Genomic DNA, 21,903 nt, shown 5'->3' on the forward strand with positions numbered 1-21,903 from the left:
AAGCATGCGCGCCATTCAAGTCAGCCGGTTCGGCGGTCCCGAGGTGCTCGTCCTGAGCGAGGTCCCGGCTCCCGTAGCGTCAGCAGACCAGCTCCTGGTCGAGGTCGCGGCGGCCGGCGTCAACTATGCGGACACGCACCGCACCGACGGCACCTACCGGGCCACTCCGAAGCTCCCGTTCATCCCAGGCACCGAGGTCGTGGGCCGTACTCCGGACGGCCGCCGGGTGCTCGCGCCGATCTTCGAGGGCGGCGGGTACGCCGAAGCCGCGGTGATCTCCGCGGCCGACGCGGTCGAGGTACCGGAGCAGGTGGGTGACGGTGAGGCGCTGGCGTTGCTCGTCCAGGGACTGACTGCCTGGCACGTACTCCGGAGCAGCGCGCGCCTGCTGCCCGGCGAGTCGGTCCTGGTCAACGCTGCCGCGGGTGGCGTGGGATCCCTCGCGGTGCAACTGGCGCGGCACTTCGGCGCGGCCCGGGTGATCGCGGCTGCGTCCACCCCGGCGAAGCGCGACCTCGCAATCAGCCTCGGTGCCGATGCCGCCGTCGACAGTGATGTCCAGGGCTATCGCGAGCGAGTCCTTGCCGCCAACGAGGGACGCCCGGTGGACGTAGTACTGGAGTCCACTGGTGGCCCGGCGGTCGAGGCTGCGCTGGGGGTGTTGGCCGGGTTCGGCCGATTGATCAGTTATGGCAACGCCGGAAGGCACGAGCACCGGCCCCAGCTCGACCCCAGTGCACTTGCCGACGGCAACAAGATGGTGGGCGGCTTCTGGCTCCGGCCGGCACTCGAGCTCCCCGGCGCCTACCGCGAGCCGTTGACCGAGCTCCTGGAACTGACCGCGACCGGCGTACTCCGGCCACTCGTAGGAGCGGAGTACGCGCTGGCCGACGCGCGAAAGGCGCACGAGGACCTGCTCGCCCGGCGGACCACCGGCAAGCTCGTCCTGCGCCCGTGAGTCAGCGCAACGTTCAGCGCAGCGTCCGGAAGAAGGCGCGGATGTCTTCGACGAGGACGTCGGGGACCTCCATCGCGGGGAAGTGGCCGCCGTGTGGGTACGAGGTCCAGCGGGTGATGTTGTTCGTGCGGTCGACGATGTGGCGGAGCGGGATGAAGTTGTCGTGGGCGAAGTCGGCGAGCGCGGTCGGGGTGGTGGAGGGCTCGATCGGCTTGCCCCAGTAGTCCGCGTGCGCGCGTTCGTAGTAGATCCGCGCGGCGGATCCCGCGGTCCCGGTCAGCCAGTAGAGCATCACGTTGGTGAGCATCTGGTCGCGGTCGACCGCATCCTCCGGCCGCCCGGCGGATTCCGTCCACTCCTTGAACTTCTCCACGATCCAGGCCAGCTGCCCGACCGGGGAGTCCGTCAACGCGTAGGACAACGTCTGCGGTCGGGTCATCTGCAGCTCGGCGTACCCCTGGCGGTCCTTGACCCACGCCTGGTAGCGCTGCCACGACGCGATCGTGCGCTCGCGTTCGGATGGTTCCAGCGGCGCCAGCTCGTCCTCCGTCGGCTCCGCTGTCGCTCCGGCCCCGGGAATCAGATTCAGGTGTACTCCGACGACGCGCTCGGGGTGGATCCGCCCGAGCTCCCGCAGGATCCCCGCGCCCCAATCACCACCCTGTACGCCGTACCGGTCGTAGCCGAGGCGATCCATCAGCTCGGCGAAGGCTCGGGCGACTCGCAAGAGCTCCCAGCCGGTCTCCCGCGTGGGCCCGGACAGGCCGAAGCCCGGGATGCTCGGGATCACGAGGTGGAACGCGTCCGCCGGGTCGCCGCCGTACGCGCGCGGGTTCGACAGTGGCCCGGAGACCTGCTGGAACTCCACGATCGACCCGGGCCAGCCGTGGCTGATGAGCAGCGGGGTGGCGTCCGGCTCGGGCGATCGCAGGTGCGCGAAGTGCACCGTCGCGCCGTCGATCGTGGTGGTGAACTGGGGCCAGTCGTTGAGCTTCGCTTCTTCCGCCCGCCAGTCGTACTCGTCCCGCCAGTACGCCACGAGCTCCTTCAGGTAGTCGCGCGGAACGCCGTAGCTCCACCCGACTCCGGGCAACTCGTCCGGCCACCGCACCCGTTCTAGCCTGGCGTGCAGATCGTCGAGCTCGGGCTGGGGAATGTCGAGACGAAACGGTTCGATGGTCATCGCGACTACCTTGCCCCAGAGTCGTCGCCCGCTGCAGGCAATTTCCTCCTGACCGCGTCCGGCTCCCCCGGGTGGCCTCGTCGCGGTCAGACCCGGACGCGGTCGCGGAGGACCTTGATGGCGAGAGCGGTCGCCAGGCAGAGGGCGCCAGCGACCATGACCAGCGTCACGATGGTGGACGAGCTGTTCAGCCGGCCGTCACACGCCATCGGGGTGATACCGGCGGCCGGCTGGAACACCGAACCGCAGTTCGTCCCCACGGCCGCGATCGACCGGAAGCCGAGCGTCAGACCGCCCAGCAGCAGAACCACTCCCGCGACCGCGAGAATCTTGTTGACCGTCGTCACGCCGACGCCGGTTTCCGCGGGCATGCCGACGGCATGACCCGACTGCCCCGTTGCACTCCGCTCACTCCTGACTTCGACTGACACCTCTCCGAACCTACGGTTCTCAGCCCTCCGGGCCACATCCACAGAGCCGTCAGCAGCGATTCTTCACACAGTCCTTACTCAGGACATACTTCCGCGTGACGCTCGTCTCAGACCCCACGACCGTTGGTGACAGTGGCATCACCGTGCCACGACGCCGACCTGCCGGCCGACTCTTGACAGCGACTGCGACGGGGCTTACTTTTCTACTAAATTTAGTGCCGAAGTAAGTCTCCGAGGAGCGTGCCCGTGGTCAACTCCCCAGGTCCGATCCCCCGCGGCGATCTGGTGCCGTCGGGAATCGTCGGGTTGCTGGGCACCCAGGGCCCGACCTCGCGGACCGAGATCGCTCGCGCGCTCGGCCTCAGCCCGGCCACCGTCACCCAGGTCACCAAGGACCTGATCGCTCGGGGCCTGGTCGAGGAACTCGAGTCCGTGCCGTCGAAGGGTGGCCGGCCGGCCCGGCTGCTCGGCCTCGTCACCGACGCGGGTGTCGCACTCGGCGCCAAGGTGACCGCAGACCATGTCGCCGTCGTCACCGTCGAGCTGGACGGCACGGTGCGGTCGTCGGTGGAGCACGAGTACGACCCGACCGCCGAGGACGCGATCGGCCGGTTGAGCCGGATCCTGGCCAAGGAGATCGCCGGGCTCGACGATCGCCTGCTCGGGGTCGGCGTCGGCGTACCGGGCTCGGTCGACTCGCAGGCGTCCGGCATCGTCGACGCCCCCACGCTCGGCTGGCAGGCGGCTCCGGTCGGACCGGCCCTGCGCGCGGCGATCGGGACCCCGGTTCTGGTCGACAACGACGTCAACACCCTGGCCGCCGCCGAACGGCTGTACGGGATCGGGCGGGACCACTCGGCGTACCTGGTGGTCACGATCGGGCGTGGTATCGGCTGCGGCATCGTCGTGGACGGCGGCATCTACCGCGGCGCGAACGGCGGCGCCGGCGAGATCGGGCACATCCCGAGCTGGCACCCCGACGGCGACGAGCCGCCCTGCACCTGCGGTTCGACGGGCTGTCTGGAGGCCTACATCGGCGCCGCCGGACTGGTCCGGACCGGCCGGGACCGTGCGGTGATCGGCCGTCGCGGCACCCTTTCCACCTTGTTGCACGCAGCAATGACCGGGGACGGCAAGGCACAGCAGATCTTCGCAGAGGCCGGCGCGATGCTCGGACGGGCGCTGGCCGGCGTGATCCACACGGTCGACCCCGAGGTGGTCGTCCTGATGGGTGAGGGGGTAGACGGATGGGAGTTCTGGCAGACCGGGTTCGAGCCGTCGTTCCGGCGATCGTTGCTACCGGCCCGCAAGGAGGTACCGGTCGTGGTGGAGCCGTGGACGGAGGACCAGTGGGCCCGCGGGGCCGCATCGCTGGTGCTGTCGTCCCCGTTCGACTCCGCCGGGAACGGCGGCGAGCAGAGCCGTCTGGTCCGGGCCAAGCTCGGCGCCAGATGAGCCGACCCGCGAGGTGGCGGAACCTCGGCTGGGTGCTGTTCTTCCTGCTGCCGAGCGCGATCCCGCTGTTCGTCTTCACGCTGGTCCCGATGATCTCCTCGCTCTGGGTGAGCCTGCACAGGTGGAACCTGATCTCCCCGATGGAATGGGTGGGGCTGAGCAACTACTCGAACCTGCTCACCGACCCGATGACGCGGCGCGTCTTCCTGCACACCCTGATCTACGTGGTCGGCTACCTGCCGATCGTGTACGCCGGTGGGCTGGCTCTCGCGCTGGCGCTGAACCAGAGGCTCAAAGGACGCGCGTTCCTGCGGGCGACGTACTTCCTCCCGGTGGTGACCAGCTGGGTGGTGGTCGCGCTCGTCTGGAAGTGGTTGCTCAATCCAACGAACGGTCTGGTCAACCAGGTGCTCGGGGCCATCGGGCTGCCGGAGCCGGGCTGGTGGACCGACCCGCACTGGGCGCTGCCGGCGGTGATCCTGTCGTCGGCCTGGAAGGACCTCGGCTTCGTCATGGTGATCCTGCTCGCCGGCCTGCAGTCCATCCCGGGCGACCTGTACGAAGCGGCCAAGGTGGACGGATCGAACGCGTGGCAGCGGTTCTGGCGGGTCACCCTGCCGCTGTTGTCACCCTCGACCTTCTTCGTCGTGGTGATCTCGTTGATCAACGGGTTCCAGGTGTTCGACCAGGTCTACGTGATGACCGCCGGCGGCCCGGCCGGGTCGAGCCAGGTGGTGGTCGGGCAGATCTACGACCTGACCTTCCGCTACGGCCGTGCAGGTGAGGCATCCGCGCTCTCCTGGATCCTGTTCGCACTGATCCTCGTCATCACCGTGGTCCAGATCCGCGGCCAGCGCCGGTGGGTGCACTATGCATGACAGCCGGCGCCGGAGAACGCAGTACAGCGGTCCTGAAACCCGGTCGCTGCCCGCCAGGCTCGCCCTGTACGCCGCTGTGCTGGTGGGCGCCGCGATCATGCTCTTCCCGTTTCTGTGGACGGTGATCACCTCGATCACCCCCGAGGGATCGTTGGCCGACGGCCCGACGCTGATCGTCGACAACCCGACGCTCGGCGCCTACCGGACGCTGGTGGACGCGCTGCCGATCTGGCGGATCGTCCTGAACTCGCTCGGGGTCGCCGTCGCCTCGACCGCGTTCCAGCTCGTCACCGGGTCGATGGCGGCGTACGGGTTCGCGCGGTTGCACTTCCCGTTGAAGAACGTGGTGTTCGGGTTCTACCTGGCCACCCTGATGGTGCCGCTGCAGGTGCTCGTCGTCCCGCTGTTCATCGAGATGAAGACGCTGAACCTGCAGGACACGTACTTCGCCCTCCTGGCGCCGACGATCGCCTCCGCGTTCGGGGTGTTCCTGCTCCGGCAGGCCGTCACCGCCGTACCGCTGGAACTGGACGAGGCGGCCACCATCGACGGCGCGGGGCACCTGCGCATCTTCACCACCATCGTGCTGCCACTGATCCGGCCGGCGCTCGCGACTGTCGCGGTGTTCGCCTTCATGGGCAGCTGGAACAGCTTCCTCTGGCCACTCGTCGTGATCCGGTCGCCGGAGTTCATGACGCTTCCGCTGGGTCTGTCCACTCTGCAGGGCCAGTTCACCACCCAGTGGGACGTCGTGATGGCGGGCTCTGTCGTCTCGATCGTGCCCATCGCCATCGTCTACCTGCTCGCGCAGCGCCACATCATCGCCGGTGTGGCCCATACAGGAATCAAGTAAGGCCCGGCATCAAGTGAGGGGAACAATCATGCGTCTACTCAAGTTCGGAGCGATCGGCGTGACCGCCGCGCTCGCACTGACGGCCTGCGGGCAGGGCTCGGCAACCAAGGAGGTCGCGGCGCCGGAAGGCAAGTCCGTCGTGCGCTACATGAACTTCTCCAGCAACGACGGCCACGAGAAGGACCTGACGGCGATCGTCAACGCCTTCCAGACCGCCAACCCGAACATCACCGTCCAGGTCGAGACGGTGCCGTACGCCAACTACTTCACGAAGTTGCAGACCGCTGTCGCTGGTGGCACCGCGGCCGACGCCTTCGAGCTGAACTACGAGAACTTCGTGACGTACGCGAAGAACGGCTCGCTCGCCGAGCTCGAGGACGTCGACTCGGCCGCGTACAAGAAGTCCCTGTACGACGCGTTCACCTCCGACGGCAAGCAGTACGGCGTACCGGAGTCGTTCTCCAACGTGGTGCTCTTCTACAACAAGGCCCTCTTCAAGAAGGCGGGCGTGGCGGAGCCGACGGCCGAGTGGACCTGGAAGGACGAGCAGGCCGCGGCCGCCAAGCTGACCGACAAGGGCGCCAAGGTCTGGGGTGACTACCAGCCCGTCTCGTACAACGAGTTCTACAAGGTGCTCGCGCAGAACGGCGGCGAGTTCCTGAACGCGGATCGGACCGAGGCGACCTTCAACTCCCCGCAGGGCGTCGAGGCGGCGAAGTTCCTGATCGACAAGGTCGGCAAGACGATGCCGACCGAGGCCGACGGCGCCGGCACTCCGGACTTCGACTCCAAGCTGTTCAAGTCCGGCAAGCTCGCGATGTGGCACACCGGCATCTGGATGTTCGCCGGGATGGCCGACGCGCCGTTCGACTGGGACGTCGCGGTCGAGCCGGGCAACACCCAGAAGGCGTCTGCGATGTTCGTCAACGGACTCGTCGTCTCGGCCGCGTCGAAGAATGCCGAGGCTGCGCAGAAGTGGGTCACCTTCCTGGCGTCCTCCGACGAGACCACCAAGACCCGGCTGGCGACCTCGTGGGAGCTGCCGCCGGTCGCCGACGAAGCCAAGCTGGCGCCGTACCTGGACCAGCCGAAGCCGGCCAACCGTGAGGCCGTCTTCGCCGCGCTGGAGGAGACTGTGCTGCCGCCGGTGATCGAGCGCCAGCAAGAGATGCAGGACCTCGTCACCACCGAGCTCACGTCCGCCGCCGCCGGCCGGAAGCCGGTCGAGAAGGCCCTCGCCGATGCCCAGACCAAGGTGAACGGCCTGCTCAAGAAGTGACCGACCCGCTGATCACCTCCGCTCCGGACCTGACCGAACTGACCCGCCTCCGCGAGCTGGCCCGGGGCAGCCACGCAGTCATCACCGAGCACCAGGATCCCGGCGGGGCGTATCCCGCCGCGCCGACGTTCTCGGCGTACCGGGGCTATGCCTGGCTGCGGGACGGCTCGTTCACGGCCGAAGGTGTCTCCCGGTACGGCGATGTCACCTCGGCCGGGCGGTTCCACGACTGGGTGGACGGCGTACTGCGCCGCCGCCGCGCGCAGGTGGACGACCTGCGCGCGGCGATCGGCCGGGGCGAAGTGCCGTCGAACGAGGCGATGCTGCCGACCAGGTTCACCTTCGCCGGCGAGGACGGGTCCGATCCGTGGTGGGACTTCCAGACCGACGGGTACGGCCTGTGGCTGTGGTCGGTGGTCACCCACGCAACGCGGTACGGGCTGGACCTGTCGCGGTGGCGGCCGGGGATCGACGTGGCGGTGGACTATCTGGTCGCGTTCTGGGACAGGCCTTGTTACGACTGGTGGGAGGAGCACGTCGAGCATCGACACGTCTCCACCCTGGGGGCGATCTACGGCGGACTGGTTGCGATCGCACCGCATACTTCGGCGCCCGTGCTGGAGGTTGCCGAGCGCATCCGTCGCCTGGTGGATGCGGAGGGCATCGAGGACGCGCATTTGACCAAGTGGCTGGGCGATTCGGCGGTGGACGGGTCGTTGCCCTCATGCATCGTTCCGTTCGGGCTGGTTGCCAGGGGCTCCGACGTCGCGAGTGAGACGCTCACGGCAGTGGCCCGGGATCTAGATGTCGACGGCGGGGTGCATCGGTTCACCGCGGACGTGTTCTACGGCGGTGGGCAGTGGATCCTGTTGTCCGCGTTGCTCGGGTGGAACCTGGCCGCGGCCGGCGACACGTCGGGCGCACTCCGCCACCTGAGGTGGATCGCCGCCCAGGCGGACGAACAGGGCGACCTGCCCGAGCAGGTCCCGCACCACCTGCTGCACCCCGGCTCGCGCGACGAGTGGATCGCGCGCTGGGGAACCGTGGCGAGCCCGTTGCTCTGGTCCCACGCCATGTACCTGATCCTCGCCGACGAACTCGGCATCACCGACAGGGTTGACTGACATGATCACGCACCGCCCGTTCGGCATCGAGCACCCGTACGCCGTCTCCCCGGACCAGCGCGTTCCGGTCCTGCCATTGGTCGGACAGCAGGTCCAACTCGGTGTCGTGGTGTCACCCGACGTCGAGCGGGTGGTCTGTGAATGGGGCGCCACCGAGTTGACGTTGACTCCGGCCAAGGCAGACACCGCCGATGCCGCCGCGCTCGCGGGCGGAGAAGGCCACCTCGCCGAAGCCCAGGCGACGTCCCTCGGCGCAGACGGTGGCTGGTCGGTCGTCACCCCACCGGTGACCGAGCCCACCAAGTACCGCTTCCGCGCCTACGGCACCACGGTCGACACCACCGAGTGGTTCGAGGTGGCACCTGCTGCCTGGGCTCCTGAGGGTGGTGAGCTGCGCGGGGGCGAGGGTCGCGTGGAGGGTGTCGAGTGGTTGGTGTCGGCTGCTGGAGTGCACCGGGCGAGGTTCAGCATGTTGTTGCGGCCGGACGAGCATCTGGTGGGTTTCGGGGAGCGGTATGACGCGCTCGATCAGCGGGGCCGATCACTCGATGCCGTGGTGTTCGAGCAGTACAAGTCCCAGGGCGTGCACGGGCGGACGTATCTGCCGATGCCGTTCGCTCATGTGGTGAACGGATCGGGCGATGGCTGGGGATTCCACGTGCGGACGTCTCGGCGTACGTGGTACTCGTCGGATGACAGCAAGCTCACTGTCGAGGTGGCCCTTGGCGACGAGTCTGTGGTCGACCTGGGCATCTACGAGGGGTCGGCGACCGCAGTACTGAAGGCGTTCCTGGACGAGGCGGGGCGGGCCGAGGAGCTGCCGTCGTGGGTGTTCCGGTTGTGGGCCTCGGGCAACGAGTGGAACACGCAGGATCTGGTGATGGCGCGGATGAACGCACACCGCGACCTGGCGATCCCGGTCGGCGCGGTGGTGATCGAGGCGTGGAGCGACGAAGAAGGAATCACCATCTGGCGCGACGCGCGGTACGAGGTGACCGCCGACGGCAGCGCGCACCAGGCCGGGGACTTCGAGTACCGCGCTGACGGCGCGTGGCCCGATCCGAAGGCGATGATCGACGAGCTGCACGCGCGCGGGATCAAGGTGATCCTGTGGCAGATCCCCTTGCAGAAAACGGAGTTCAGCACCGGCCAGGTGGCCGCTGATGCCGAGGCGATGGTCCGGGACGGACATGCCGTGCTCGGGGTGGACGGTACGGCGTACCACAACCGCGGCTGGTGGTTCCCGAAGGCGCTGATGCCGGACCTGTCCGTGCGACGGACCCGCGACTGGTGGACTGCGAAGCGGCGCTACCTCGTCGAGGACCTGGAGGTGGACGGGTTCAAGACCGACGGCGGCGAGCACGCCTGGGGGCACGACCTCGTCTACGCCGACGGCAAGCTCGGCGACGAGGGCAACAACCTGTTCCCGGTGCACTACGCCAGGACCTTCGGTGACCTGCTGCGGTCCGTCGGCAAGGCGCCGGTGACGTTCTCCCGCTCGGGGTTCACCGGATCCCAGGCGCACGGCATCTTCTGGGCCGGAGACGAGGACTCGACCTGGGAGGCGTTCCGCTCCTCGGTGACCGCCGGTCTGACCGCCGCCTCGTGCGGAATCGTCTACTGGGGTTGGGATCTGGCCGGCTTCTCCGGGCCCGTACCCGACGCCGAGCTCTACCTCCGCGCCGCGGCGGCGTCGGTCTTCATGCCGATCATGCAGTACCACTCGGAGTTCAACCACCACCAACTCCCACTCCGCGACCGCACCCCCTGGCACGTGGCGGAGACCACCGGCGACGACCGCGTGATCCCCCTCTTCCGCTCCTTCGCCGAACTCCGCGAGCGCCTGGTCCCCTACCTGACCGCCCAGGCCGCGCACACCATCACCACAGACCGCCCCCTCATGCGCCCCCTCTTCTTCGACTACGCCGAGGACCCCGAGATCTGGAACCACCCCCACCAGTACCTCCTCGGCGACGCCCTCCTCGTCAACCCGGTCCTGGAACCCGGCGCCACCACCTGGACGACGTACCTGCCAGAGGGCGACTGGACAGACGTCTGGACTGGCGAGCAAGTCCCGCACGGCCTGACCACGCGCGACGTCCCCCTGGAGATCGTCCCCGTCTACTGCCGAACCACCGCCTGGCCTGAGGTCGCGAGCTACTTCGCCTGACCGATCCGATCTCGGCTGCGTCGGTTCTACCAGCTCGTCCGCCGCGAGGTCGTCCACGAACGCGGTGAATCTTCGCTGACGCTGAGGCGGGGACGTAGGGTGGTGGTTGCAGCTGGTTCGTCCTGCCCGCCAGGTGGGATGTCGTAAGAGGGAACCCGGTGGAATTCCGGGACTGCCCCGCAGCGGTGAGTGGGAACGAAAGCCGTCATCCGCACTGGGCCTCCGGGTCTGGGAAGCGACGGTCGGTAGGTGTCTGGCGACAGACGTGCTCGCGAGTCCGAAGACCTGCCACTGCCCACGTGCGCCCATCGCCCGTGGTGATCTCGGTGACCTCGTGGGAAGGTCGGCGTGCGCAGCTCCCATTCTCGGGGGCGCGCCGGCTGTCCCCTTCGAGGCCCGTGGTCTTTCGAGACGAGCTCGCGAAGGAGAGACGCTTGACTACGCAGTCCGCACCCACGGCAGCACGGGCCACCGTGTACGGCTACCCCCGGCAAGGTCAGAACCGTGAACTGAAGAAGGCCATCGAGGGCTACTGGAAGGGCACCGCCAGCGCGGACGCCCTCCGGCAGATCGCCGCCGAGCTTCGCCGGGCCAACTGGCAGCAGCTCGCCGCCGACGGCATCGACGAGGTCCCGACCGGTGACTTCTCGTACTACGACCACGTGCTCGACACCACCGTCATGCTCGGCGCGATCCCCGACCGGTACCGCGATGCCGTCGAGGCGGATCCGCTGGACGGCTACTTCGCGATGGCGCGCGGGACGCAGGAGCTCGCGCCGCTGGAGATGACGAAGTGGTTCGACACGAACTACCACTATCTGGTCCCCGAGCTCAGCCCGGACACCGTCTTCACCGCTGACTCCACCAAGCAGGTCTCCGAACTGCAGGAGGCCGTCGCGCTGGGCCTCAAGGCCCGTCCGGTTCTCGTGGGCCCGGTCACCTACCTGCTGCTCGCGAAACGCGCACCAGGGGTTCCTGACAGCTTCGAACCACTGTCGCTGCTCGACAAACTCCTTACGACGTACGGAGAAATCCTGGCGGACCTGCGTGCAGCGGGAGCCGAGTGGGTGCAGCTGGATGAGCCCGCATTCGTCCAGGACCGCACGGCCGACGAGTTGGACGCTGCCGCCCGCGCGTACGCAGTACTGGGTGGGTTCACGGATCGTCCGAAGCTCCTGGTCGCGTCGTACTTCGATCGCCTCGGCGAGGCGCTGCCCGTGCTCGCGAAGGCGCCGGTCGAGGGCCTGGCGATCGACTTCACCGGGCCTGCCGCGGCCAACCTCGACGCGCTCGCGTCGGTGGCCGGGCTGCGCCACAAGCGGCTGGTCGCGGGCGTCGTCAACGGCCGCAACATCTGGATCAACGACCTCTCCAGGTCGCTGTCCACCCTCGCGACGCTGATGGGGCTGGCCGGGCAGGTGGACGTGAGCTCGTCCTGCTCGCTGCTCCACGTCCCGCTGGATGTCGCGGCAGAGAACGACATCGACCCGGAAGTCCTTGCCTGGCTCGCGTTCGCCCGGCAGAAGACCGCCGAGATCGTCACGCTCGCCCGCGGGATCACAGAGGGCACGGAGGCGATCGAGGCCGAACTCACCGCCAATCGGGCGGCGCTGGAGGCACGAGCCGGTTCGGCGCTGACGAACGATCCGGAGGTCAGGGCTCGCGTCGCCGCCGTGACCGAGGCGGACAGCCGCCGCTCGGTGGCCTACCCGGAAAGGGCAGCCGCCCAGCGGGCGCGACTCGGCCTGCCGCTGCTCCCGACAACCACCGTCGGCTCGTTCCCGCAGACCACCGAGCTGCGCACCGCGCGGGCGGATCTGCGCGCCGGGCGGATCGACGCGGCGCAGTACGACGAGCGCATCGAGGCGGAGATCCGCGAGGTGCTCGCGTTCCAGGAGAAGGCCGGGCTGGACGTGCTCGTGCACGGTGAGCCGGAGCGCAACGACATGGTGCAGTACTTCGCCGAGCAGCTGGACGGGTACGTCGCGACCCAGCACGGGTGGGTCCAGTCGTACGGCACGCGGTACGTGCGGCCGCCGGTGCTCGCCGGCGACATCTCCCGACCGAAGGCGATGACGGTCCGCTGGACGCAGTACGCGCAGTCCCAGACGGACAAGCCGGTCAAGGGCATGCTGACCGGGCCGGTGACGATGCTGGCCTGGTCGTTCGTCCGCGACGACCAGCCGCGCAGCGAGACCGCGCGTCAGGTCGCACTCGCACTGCGGGACGAGGTGAATGACCTGGAGGCGGGCGGCGCTTCGGTGATCCAGGTCGACGAGCCCGCGCTGCGCGAGACGTTGCCGCTGCGGAAGGCGGATCGTGCGGCGTACCTGGCCTGGGGTACCGAGGCCTTCCGGCTGACGACGAGTGGCGTCCGCGTGGACACGCAGATCCACACGCACATGTGTTACGTGGAGTTCGGCGACATCCTCAACGCGCTCGACGAGATGGACGCCGACGTGGCGAGCCTGGAGGCGGCCCGGTCACACATGCAGGTCGCGCACGAACTCGGCGACGCCGGCTATCCCCGTGAGGTCGGCCCCGGCGTCTACGACATCCACTCACCCCGCGTGCCCGGCACCTCCGAGATCGTCTCCCTGCTCCGGAAGGGCCTGGACGCGATCCCCGCCGAACGCCTCTGGGTCAATCCCGACTGCGGCCTGAAGACCCGCGGCTGGCCAGAGGTCCGCGACTCCCTGCAGCACCTGGTCAACGCGGCCCACGAGGTACGGGGCACCCTCCCGTCCTGACCCCACGGCCGGCCGGGACCAGTCTTCGTCGGAAGGCGGGTCCCGGTCTTCGCCGCGGAGACTCGCGCGGGGCGGGCGGATCGGATACCGTCGACGTATGAAGAGTTCTGCAGATGTGCACGCTCCAGCCCCGATCGACGCCTGCAACGTGCGGCTGGTCGATCCGGAGCGGGTGGCGGCCGTCCATGCCAGGATGCCTTCGGAGCAGGATGTCGTCGACACGTCCGATGTGTTCGGGCTGCTCGGCGACCCGCGGCGGCTGAAGTTGCTGGTCGCGCTCCTGGACGGCGAGCTGTGCGTCTGCGATCTCGCCGCGGTGACGGGGATGAGCGAGTCCGCGACTTCCCACGCGCTGCGGTTGCTGCGGGCCCATCGCGTCGTCTCGGTCCGCCGGGACGGGCGCATGGCCTACTACCGGCTCGACGACGCCCATGTCCGGATGCTCGTCGACCTCGCGGTCGCCCACACCGAGCACACCGACGCCATCCACCCGGAGCGCAGTTCATGAGCACCGGCCAGGACCACCACGCCGCCCAGAGCGCCGCATCGAGCACCGGGCAGGGCCCCACCACAAGCGCCGGCCACGGTCACGGCCATGGGCACGGCGTCAAGGCTGATGCCGACCGGAAGTTGCTGAGTGGCGCCCTCGCGCTGATCCTCGCGTTCATGGCAGCCGAGGTGATCGTCGGGTTCGCCGCCGGGTCGCTGGCGCTGATCACCGACTCGGCGCACATGCTCACCGACGCCGCGGCGATCGCCCTCGCGCTGATCGCGATCCGGTTGTCCGCACGGCCCCCGACCGGCGGGTTCACCTACGGACTCAAGCGGGTCGAGATCCTGTCCGCGCAGGCCAACGGGATCACCTTGCTGCTGCTGGCGGCGTTCTTCGTGTACGAGGCGATCAACCGGATGATCCACCCGCCCGAGGTGGAAGGCGCACTGGTGCTGATCACCGGTGTGGTCGGCATCGTGGTGAACCTGATCGCGGCCTGGCTGATCAGCAAGGCGAACCGCTCGAGCCTGAACGTCGAGGGCGCCTTCCAGCACATCCTGAACGACCTGTTCGCCTTCGTCGCGACCGCGATCGCCGGTCTGGTCGTGCTGCTCACCGGCTTCGCCCAGGCCGACTCGATCGCCGCGCTGATCGTTGCCGCGCTGATGCTCAAGGCGGGGATCGGCCTGGTCCGCGACTCCGGCCGGATCTTCCTCGAGGCTGCACCCGCGGGCCTCGATCCGGCCGCGGTCGGCGCCGAGCTGTGCGCAGTACCGGGGGTGGTCGAGGTGCACGACCTGCACGTCTGGGAGATCACCTCGGGCGAGCCGGCCGCGTCGGCGCACATCCTGGTCCGCGAGGGCTTGGACTGTCACCAGATCCGCAGTCAGATCGAGGCGGTCCTCGCCGAGCGGCACCAGCTGACGCACTCGACGCTCCAGGTCGACCATGCCTCCGGCGACGAGTGGGACGTGCACTGCAGCGACGCGCACGGCGTGGTCCACCGCCCCGCCACCGGCACGATCACAGCCGCTGGAACAGAATCTGACCAGGCCATTCCGAGTCATTGACCGGTACTGCGAACTGCTCGGCGCGGGTGAACCCCTGCTTCTCGTAGTACCGGACCAGGGCGCCGTCGCCACCGGCGAAGCAGTCCACCCGGAGCAGGTCCACACCGAGCCCGCGGGCCAGTGAGCGGGCGTGCTCCAGCAGGTCGGTTCCGATGCCGGTCCCGCTGGAGGCGCGGTCCGTCACCAGCAGCCGGACGTACAGCTCCGGCTCGGTCGCAGGCGGCACGTAGGGCATCGCCGCCCCCACCGCGAGCGCACCGACGACGCGTCCGTCCGCGGTTTCCGCGACCCACAAACCCTCGTCATCGACGAAGCCGTTGATCTGCTCGATCCGCCGCGGATTGGTCGAGTGCGGCTCGGTCCCCCACTGATCGGTCCGCCCTCGCGCCACCAGCCATTCGGTCGCCCCGTCGAGGAGCCTGAGCACCGCGTCCACGTCCGCCCGGGCGCCCCGTCGTACCGTCAAAGAAGTAGTCACCGGCCCATCCTTCCACTCGTGTCGAAAGCGGGCCGGTGGCTTCTACGTACTGGGTGAAGGCACACTGAAACCCGGCCAGGAAGAGGAACCACCATGAGCACCAAGCTGGACAAGCAGTTCACGGCGCCACTGCTGCAGAGCCCGGCCAAGGGCGGCTGGACCTACGTCAAGATGCCCGGTTCGGCCGAGTACTTCGGCACCCGCGGGCTGGTGAAGGTCCGCGGCACGATGGACGGCCACCCGTTCGAGAGCTCGTTCATGGCCATCGGCGACGGCACCCACAAGCTGCCGGTGAAGGGCGAGCTCCGCAAGCTGATCGGCAAATCGCCCGGCGAGGAGATCACCGTCCACCTGGAGGAGCGGCTCTAGCTCAGCCAGGTGGAGGCGGCACTAGCCGAGCCAGCAGGTGGAGGCGGCTCTAGCCGAGGCCGAGGCGGTAGGCGTAGGCGACGGCCTGCGCGCGGTCCCGCAGGCCCGCCTTGGCGAAGAGGTGGTTGATGTGGGTCTTGACCGTGGCCTCACTGACCACCAGGTGCCGCGCGATCTCGGTGTTCGACAACCCGGCCGCGATCAACCGCAGTACCTCGGTCTCGCGGGGCGTCAGCCCGTCCGCCGCCGCATCCCGCGGGGTCGGTACTGCGGTGCTCGCCTCGATCAGGCGGCGCTGGACGTCACCATCCACGATCGACTGGCCGGCAGCGGCCGCGTGCAGGGCCCGCCCGATCGACTCTGCGTCGGCGTCCTTCGTCAGGAACCCGCGCGCTCCGGCCCGCAGCGCGGCCAGCACGGAGTCGTCGTCGCTGTACGTCGTCAGTACGACGACCTCTGTGCCCGGGTACTCCGCGCGCACCCGCCGGGTCGCCTCTACCCCGTCACAGCGGGGCATCCGCAGATCGACGAGCAGCACGTCCGGTTTGTGCGCGGCGACCAGGTCCACCGCCTCCTGCCCGTCCGAAGCCGCGGCGACAACGTCGATCCCAGGCAGCAGGCGCAGCAGCGTCACCAGGCCGTCGCGGACCACCGTCTGGTCGTCCGCGACCACCACCCGCAGATCGCTCACGCCGGCACCACCAACCGAACTCGCCACCCGTCCTCCGTCGGACCGACCTCCAGGCTGCCACCGATCAACTCGGCACGCTCCCGCATCCCGACCAAACCGTAGCCGCCCCCGACCCCACGCGCGGGAGGCCTACCGGGATGGTCCTCCACCGTGAGCGCAGTCCGCCCGCTCTCATACGCAAGCCGTACTTCGACCGCTGCGCCCGGCGCGTGCTTGCGGGTGTTCGTCAGCGCCTCCTGCAACCCCCGGTACAACGCGGTCATCGCCTCGGCCGGCAGGGCCCTCGGCTCCCCTTCCACCTCGAAGATCGCCGCGCCACCGCCCTCCAGCCTGAATGCCGTGACGAGATCGGACAGCGCCCGGACGTCGGGAACGGAGTCCTCGCGCAACGTCGCCACCGCACGCCTTGCCTCGGCCAGCCCCTCCGCCGCCAGACCTTGCGCCCGGGTGACCTGGCCGATCGCCTCCTCCGATGCGCCATCGCGGACCAGCATCAGCCGCGCACCCTGCAGGCTGAGCGACAACCCGGCCAGCGAATGAGCCAGTACGTCGTGCACGTCGCGGGCGATCCGGGCACGTTCCGCCAGAGCGGCCGCGCGGCTGTGCTCCTCGATCGCGGCCTGCTTGCGGGCAAGGGATACCTGGAGGTCGTCCAGTTGCTGCTCCCGGACCCGGCGGTTGATGGAGGCGAGGAGCAGCGCGACAGCGCCTACCGCAGTACCGACGGCTCCACCAGGTGAGCCGTGGTTGAGCAGGATCGGCAGGCTGGCACCGACGATCCCGAGCAGTACCACGATGATCTCTACCGGGCCGGGCCTGCGATAGCGGACGGCTGTCCGGACCGCCCAGAACGGGAGGACCACCAGGACGCTGTCGGGTAAGGCGAACCAGAGCAGCGATCCGGCGATCACGAAGGCCAGCAGGCTGATCGCGCGGCGGCGGCCGAGTGGTTCGCCGTACCGCAGTGGGAGCATCGCCAGGTTGCCCAGCACAACAATTGCTGCGAGCAGCAAGATGATCGGCAACGGCAGTTGGCGGCGGCGATCCGGCGAACCGGCCGTGAGGATCAGCGTCGCGATCACCAGGCCGGTCGGCACCAGCCGGAGCACGGTCCCGGGAACGGGCGAGTTCCAGAACGCCACCAGCCGGTGCCACGTCTGCTGCAGCCAGCCCTCTCGCACGGTTCGCTCGAGGTCTGGATGCGGCAGATCCGTCATACCGTCATCATGCCCGCTCGACTGCCAGTGGGATGTTCAGGCGCTGCGCCCGCAGGTAGACCGCCACGTTCTGGGCCGCGATGGTCAGGCCGAAGGTCAGCAGCAGGGCGGTGGTGGTGAGCGGGCCGTTGAGGCCCATCGCGGAACCGAGGAGGCCGGCGCCGACGCGGATGGCGATGGTCAGCAGCCAAAGCGCGAGGGTGAGGCCGGTGCCCTTCTGGTACAGGCCTCCCGCCCGCTGCGACAAGTGGGTGCTGGCACCGCGGGCGAAGCCGATCAGCACGAGTACGACCACGTCGAAGACGAAGAACGCGAGTTCGCCGGGCGTCGCCGTACTGAATGCGTCCCGCGCGGTCAGCAGGCCGACGGCGACCAGAATCAGCGGCATCACCACCAGCGACTTCTGGGTCACCATCGAGCCGCGCACCTGGCGGCCGATCACCCGGACCACGACGAGAGCCCCGATCAGGATGCCCAGCAGGAGGTTGACCGACATCACAGTTCCTTCCGACGAGTTTGGTGATTCCAGACTCGCCTGAAGCACCGCACCGGACGTCGGCCCTCGGGTTGGACCCGGATGGATCCCGTTCTCAACCCACGGGTTGAGACGCGTCCGGCCAGACGAAGGCCGGGTCGCGTCCATAGTCGTCCCGCCGCCAGCCGAGGGCCCTCGGCGATCGCTCGCGCGTGCGCGTCGGGCGACGCCACAGCCAGGGGGCACGTGAAGCGGGTCTACTTCCAGTGGGCCGGCCGCGACATCGTCGTCTCGCCGGAGATCCGGGCCGCCTTCAGCACCGCCAACCCGAAGGCGACCGTCAGCCTCTAGGAGACCGCGGAACACTTCCTCAACCAGCAGGCCAAGGACGACAGGCTCGCCTGGCTCACCGACCAGCTGGACCAGGGCGAGTTGGACCGGGGCTAGTTGGACCGGGGCTAGTTGGACCGGGGCTAGTTGGACCGGGGCTAGTTGGACCGGGGCTAGCTGGGCCTGGGCTTGCGATCGCGGGGAAGCCGAAGACGGGGAACAGGCCCGGGTCACCGAACACGGTGATCCGGGCGATCCCGTCCTCCGCAACCTCAAGCACCGCGATCCCGAAGGCCTCGTAAACCCCTGCTTCGGTACGCCGGTACGCCGCCGCCGCGGGTTGTCCGTTGGCCTTCGCCGGGAGCATCCGCCACTCGCCGGGCGAGCCCAGCGCGGAGGCGGCGCAGAACGGCATACAGGTCCGGAGTCCCTTGAACCAGGTGCGTGCCGGGGTCATCTCGAGCACGGTGTCGCGGCGCAGGACCTTCTCCAGTTCCGCTGGATCGGAGTGCTCGAAGGCGGCGAGATAGGCATCGAGGAGCTCGGTCGCGCGAGCGTCGGTGGGCTCGGTGATCGTCTCGCGGTCGGCCTCCAACTCGGCCAAGGTGGCCCGGGCCCGCTGCAGGCTGCTCTTCACCGCGGGCACGCTCAACTCGAGCATCTCCGCCACCTCGGCTGCGGAGAACGCGAGCACCTCCCGCAGTACCAACACTGCGCGCTGCTGCGGCGGAAGGTGTTGCAGGCTGACGATCAGCGCCAGCCGAAGATTGTTGCGCTCAGCCACGATCTCCGCCGGATCCACCATCGCATCGGGTATCGGCTGGACCCACTTCGTGCCGGGCGCGGCGAGCTCGACCGGCGCGTGGGGATCATCCCCGGGCGCGCCGAGCCCGGACGGCACGTACCGCCGGTCGCGGTGCTGCAGTGCGCTGAGGCACGCGTTGGTGGCGATCCGATAGAGCCACGTCCGCACGGAAGCCCGCCCCTCGAACTTCCGCCAAGCCCGCCAGGCACGCAGATAGACCTCCTGCACGAGATCCTCGGCATCCTCGACCGACCCGACCATCCGATAGCAGTGCGCCACCAACTCGCGCCGGAACGACTCGGTCGCCCCGACAAACTCCTCCGAAACCGCCACCTGCACCAGTCTGCCTCCCTTTCTCCAGAACCTCCGTCGAGAGACAGACCAGATCCAGGCGCGAAAGGAATCGCTCCCGCGAGGCAGGCGGAGGTGGACCCGCCGACACAAGCGAGGGTGCTGCCCCCGGTACAGGCGGACGTGGTCCCACCGGAACGGGCGGAGGCGTTGTCGCCGGCATCAGCGCGGGTGGTTGCGTCCCCGGGCTGCGTGATGGTGCTAGTCGGGCCGGCGTGCGTCAAGAGCGCTTCGCGTCCCTTCGGGATCGGAACAAGTTCCGACTCTTGACCCACACCAGCCCGACCAGGGAAGGAACGCAGCTATCCCGGAGCCGCTGGGAGGTGTGGCGACAAGGATCGGGAGCTCCTCCGCCCGGACGCTCGGGGAGTTGCTTACTCGGTCGGGGTGTTCCTTTGCCCGGAAGGTCCGCGGGGACAACCACACCCGCACTGGCTGTCAGGCCGGTGATTGGCCTCCTGATGACGGGTTGTTCGGCCGCTGGCGCCTTACTGAGCCTGTTGCGAAATGGGGCGTGGCGTTGGCGGTTGGGGCGGGGTGGGGGTTCGAGGATTGGGTGGTGGCGAATTCGTATCGGCCGGTTGATCGTGATCAGGCGTTTCTGTTGCCGCCGGATATGGCGGACTGGTTGCCGCAGGATCATCTGGCGTGGTTCCTGATCGATGTGGTGGCCGAGATGGACACCTCGGCGTTCCATTCCCGGCAGGCCAAGGCCCGGGCCCGGCAGGGCCGGGCCGGGTTCGATCCGGACATGCTGGTGACGTTGCTGCTGTACGGGTATGCGCACCGGGTGCATTCGTCGCGGCAGATCGAGCGGTTGTGCACGGTGGATGTGGCGTTCCGGGTGATCTGCGCCCAAGACGTGCCGGATCATTCGACGATCGCGCGGTTCCGCGCCGAGCACGAGGCAGCGTTCAAGGCCTTGTTCGGGCAGGTGCTGATCGTGTGCGCGAGGGCGGGTCTGGGCCGGGTCGGGTCGATCGCGGTGGACGGCACGAAGATCGCCGCGAACGCCTCGATCGACGCCAACCGGACCGAGGAGCGGTTGCGGTCGGAGGTGGAGCGGATCGTTGGTGCGGCGGCCGCGGCCGATGCCGCCGAGGACGCATTGTTCGGTGACCAGCGTGGTGATGAGTTGCCGCCGTCGATGTCGGGCCGTGGTGGTGGGCGCCGCGCCCGGATCGGTGAGTGTCTGGCCCAGATCGAGACCGAGACCGCCGAGCGGGCCGCGGCAAAGGCCGCGGCCGACGCCAAGGCGGCGGCCACCCTTGAGGCGGCGCGGGCCCGGGTGGAACGCGCCGAGGCTCAGGCCCGCGCCGCGGTGCGCGACTACCAGGCCCGCCGCGCCGCGACCGGGCAATGCCCCGGCGGCCGGCCCCCGGTCGCCGTGGACGACAGCAAGGCCGTCCAGGCCGCCCGGACCCGCCTGGTCAATGCCGAACAACGCCACGCCGAGCGCGAGGCCAGGCTCCGCGCGATCGCACAGGCCGCCGCGAAGAAGCCGTCCAAGGGCCGGCCGCGGCGCAACGTCACCGATCCCGACTCGCGGATCATGCCCACCAGGAAAGGCTGGATCCAGGGCTACAACGCCCAACTCGCCGTCACCGACGACCATCTCATCCTCGCCGCCACACTGACCCAAGACACCACCGACACCGACCAATGCGTGCCGATGATCACCGCCGCGCTCAACGCCGCCGCCCTGGTCGAAACACACCGACCCGCACCCGCAGGCGGCGGCGATCCCCACCCCCACCACGGCATCGACCTGATCCTGTTCGACGCCGGCTACCTCAGCAACGACAACCTCGCCGCCCCCGGCCCCGACCGGCTCATCGCACTCGGCAAAACACGCGACCCGAACCGCGCGGTCACCGGCCCCACCAACCCACCACCACCCGGCAACGCCACCGCGATCGACCAGATGAGACACCGGCTCCACACCCCCCAAGGACACCAGGCCTACAAACGCCGAGGCGCCACCGTCGAAACCGTCATCGGCCACCTCAAAGACCTCATCGGACTCCGCACCTTCAGCCGCCGCGGCCTCACCGCCGCCACCAGCGAACTCCACCTCGCCGCCGCCACCACCAACCTCCTCAAACTCCACCGCCTCCGCACCACCTAACCCCCCACGGGGCCCCACCCGGGCCCCGCCCCGGCAGCGCCGACACCCGCACCACCCCGACCCCGGCCACCCAAAACCATTTCCCAACAGGCTCTACTGGCCGCCAGCCAGCGAACAACCTGCCAGCGGACCCCGAAACGAGCCACAGGCCGCCGACCAACCCGCCAGTCGTCGAACAACCTGCCAGCGGTCAAACAACCAGCCAGCACCCTGCCCCGAACCGGCGCAACCACCGCCCACCGGGGCCAACCCGCGCCCCCGGAGCCGCCGGCGTACCGACGGACAGGAAGTACCCGCCGCACACCCCACCCCGGCAGGCCACCCACGCCTGGAACCTCCGCGACCACGCCAGCACTACCTGTCGGTCCGTACACCCCACCCCGAAACACCACCCCGGACCCGGCTCAGACCCCTC

General features: G+C 69.0%; 19 protein-coding genes and 1 riboswitch. Of the genes, 12 read left to right on the forward strand and 7 right to left on the reverse strand.

Annotated features, from left to right (window positions below):
• Positions 1-4: 4 nt before the first annotated feature.
• Positions 5-958 (forward strand): quinone oxidoreductase family protein, encoded by a 954-nt coding sequence (locus tag EV644_RS01135; RefSeq protein WP_132187385.1) that lies wholly within the window; start codon positions 5-7, stop codon positions 956-958.
• A 13-nt stretch (positions 959-971) separates the two neighbouring features.
• Here the strand turns inward: EV644_RS01135 and EV644_RS01140 are convergent, their stop codons facing one another.
• Both EV644_RS01140 and EV644_RS01145 read right to left on the reverse strand, forming a co-directional pair.
• Positions 972-2,141 (reverse strand): epoxide hydrolase family protein, encoded by a 1,170-nt coding sequence (locus tag EV644_RS01140; protein ID WP_132187384.1) that lies wholly within the window; start codon positions 2,139-2,141, stop codon positions 972-974.
• An 86-nt stretch (positions 2,142-2,227) separates the two neighbouring features.
• A complete protein-coding gene (locus EV644_RS01145; protein ID WP_132187383.1) occupies positions 2,228-2,512 on the reverse strand; it encodes a hypothetical protein in 285 nt (94 codons plus the stop codon).
• 306 nt (positions 2,513-2,818) lie between these two features.
• On the opposite strand from EV644_RS01145, the gene EV644_RS01150 reads away from it, so the two are divergent.
• The 9 genes from EV644_RS01150 to EV644_RS01190 all read left to right on the forward strand — a co-directional run bounded on the left by EV644_RS01150 (position 2,819) and on the right by EV644_RS01190 (position 14,644).
• Positions 2,819-4,027: an ROK family transcriptional regulator gene (locus EV644_RS01150; RefSeq protein WP_132187382.1), complete on the forward strand. Its 1,209-nt coding sequence runs from the start codon at positions 2,819-2,821 to the stop codon at positions 4,025-4,027.
• Entirely contained in the window at positions 4,024-4,905 is an 882-nt protein-coding gene (locus EV644_RS01155; RefSeq protein ID WP_132187381.1) for a carbohydrate ABC transporter permease, read from the forward strand. The genes EV644_RS01150 and EV644_RS01155 overlap by 4 nt, the downstream gene beginning before the upstream one ends.
• Entirely contained in the window at positions 4,898-5,758 is an 861-nt protein-coding gene (locus EV644_RS01160; RefSeq protein WP_132187380.1) for a carbohydrate ABC transporter permease, read from the forward strand. Before EV644_RS01155 ends, EV644_RS01160 begins: the two co-directional genes overlap by 8 nt.
• 28 nt (positions 5,759-5,786) lie before the next feature.
• Positions 5,787-7,037: an ABC transporter substrate-binding protein gene (locus EV644_RS01165; protein ID WP_132187379.1), complete on the forward strand. Its 1,251-nt coding sequence runs from the start codon at positions 5,787-5,789 to the stop codon at positions 7,035-7,037.
• Positions 7,034-8,161: a glycoside hydrolase family 15 protein gene (locus EV644_RS01170; RefSeq protein WP_132187378.1), complete on the forward strand. Its 1,128-nt coding sequence runs from the start codon at positions 7,034-7,036 to the stop codon at positions 8,159-8,161. Before EV644_RS01165 ends, EV644_RS01170 begins: the two co-directional genes overlap by 4 nt.
• Position 8,162: 1 nt before the next feature.
• A complete protein-coding gene (locus EV644_RS01175; RefSeq protein ID WP_132187377.1) occupies positions 8,163-10,331 on the forward strand; it encodes a glycoside hydrolase family 31 protein in 2,169 nt (722 codons plus the stop codon).
• A 95-nt stretch (positions 10,332-10,426) separates the two neighbouring features.
• Positions 10,427-10,638, forward strand: a riboswitch (cobalamin riboswitch).
• 127 nt (positions 10,639-10,765) lie between these two features.
• Positions 10,766-13,081 carry a 5-methyltetrahydropteroyltriglutamate--homocysteine S-methyltransferase gene (gene metE / locus EV644_RS01180; protein ID WP_132187376.1) on the forward strand — a complete coding sequence of 772 codons (2,316 nt, stop codon included), beginning with the start codon at positions 10,766-10,768 and terminating at the stop codon, positions 13,079-13,081.
• Between the two features lie 97 nt (positions 13,082-13,178).
• Complete coding sequence (locus EV644_RS01185) at positions 13,179-13,589, forward strand: ArsR/SmtB family transcription factor (protein WP_132187375.1); 411 nt, start codon at positions 13,179-13,181, stop codon at positions 13,587-13,589.
• Complete coding sequence (locus tag EV644_RS01190; protein ID WP_241997860.1) at positions 13,586-14,644, forward strand: cation diffusion facilitator family transporter; 1,059 nt, start codon at positions 13,586-13,588, stop codon at positions 14,642-14,644. Before EV644_RS01185 ends, EV644_RS01190 begins: the two co-directional genes overlap by 4 nt.
• Here the strand turns inward: EV644_RS01190 and EV644_RS01195 are convergent.
• Positions 14,598-15,122 (reverse strand): GNAT family N-acetyltransferase, encoded by a 525-nt coding sequence (locus EV644_RS01195; protein WP_132187374.1) that lies wholly within the window; start codon positions 15,120-15,122, stop codon positions 14,598-14,600. The genes EV644_RS01190 and EV644_RS01195 overlap by 47 nt on opposite strands.
• 93 nt (positions 15,123-15,215) lie before the next feature.
• Here EV644_RS01195 and EV644_RS01200 point away from each other — a divergent pair, with 93 nt between their 5' ends.
• Positions 15,216-15,491, forward strand: a complete 276-nt coding sequence (locus EV644_RS01200; protein ID WP_132187373.1) for a DUF1905 domain-containing protein — start codon at positions 15,216-15,218, stop codon at positions 15,489-15,491.
• Between the two features lie 49 nt (positions 15,492-15,540).
• Here EV644_RS01200 and EV644_RS01205 read toward each other — a convergent pair whose 3' ends face one another.
• From EV644_RS01205 to EV644_RS01220, 4 genes are all read right to left on the reverse strand, one after another.
• Positions 15,541-16,182, reverse strand: a complete 642-nt coding sequence (locus EV644_RS01205; protein ID WP_199239589.1) for a response regulator — start codon at positions 16,180-16,182, stop codon at positions 15,541-15,543.
• A complete protein-coding gene (locus tag EV644_RS01210) occupies positions 16,179-17,399 on the reverse strand; it encodes a sensor histidine kinase (protein WP_241997857.1) in 1,221 nt (406 codons plus the stop codon). The genes EV644_RS01205 and EV644_RS01210 overlap by 4 nt, the downstream gene beginning before the upstream one ends.
• A gap of 7 nt (positions 17,400-17,406) precedes the next feature.
• Positions 17,407-17,895 carry a hypothetical protein gene (locus tag EV644_RS01215; protein WP_132187371.1) on the reverse strand — a complete coding sequence of 163 codons (489 nt, stop codon included), beginning with the start codon at positions 17,893-17,895 and terminating at the stop codon, positions 17,407-17,409.
• Between the two features lie 385 nt (positions 17,896-18,280).
• The gene (locus EV644_RS01220; protein ID WP_241997855.1) at positions 18,281-19,342 is read right to left on the reverse strand and encodes an RNA polymerase subunit sigma-70; all 1,062 of its coding nucleotides are present in this window, start codon (positions 19,340-19,342) and stop codon (positions 18,281-18,283) included.
• Between the two features lie 577 nt (positions 19,343-19,919).
• Between EV644_RS01220 and EV644_RS01225 the strand changes: the two genes are divergently transcribed.
• Positions 19,920-21,488, forward strand: a complete 1,569-nt coding sequence (locus EV644_RS01225) for a transposase (RefSeq protein ID WP_199239590.1) — start codon at positions 19,920-19,922, stop codon at positions 21,486-21,488.
• Positions 21,489-21,903 lie beyond the last annotated feature (415 nt).

Origin of the sequence: Kribbella orskensis, assembly GCF_004342085.1 — a bacterium.
Lineage (GTDB): Bacteria > Actinomycetota > Actinomycetes > Propionibacteriales > Kribbellaceae > Kribbella > Kribbella orskensis.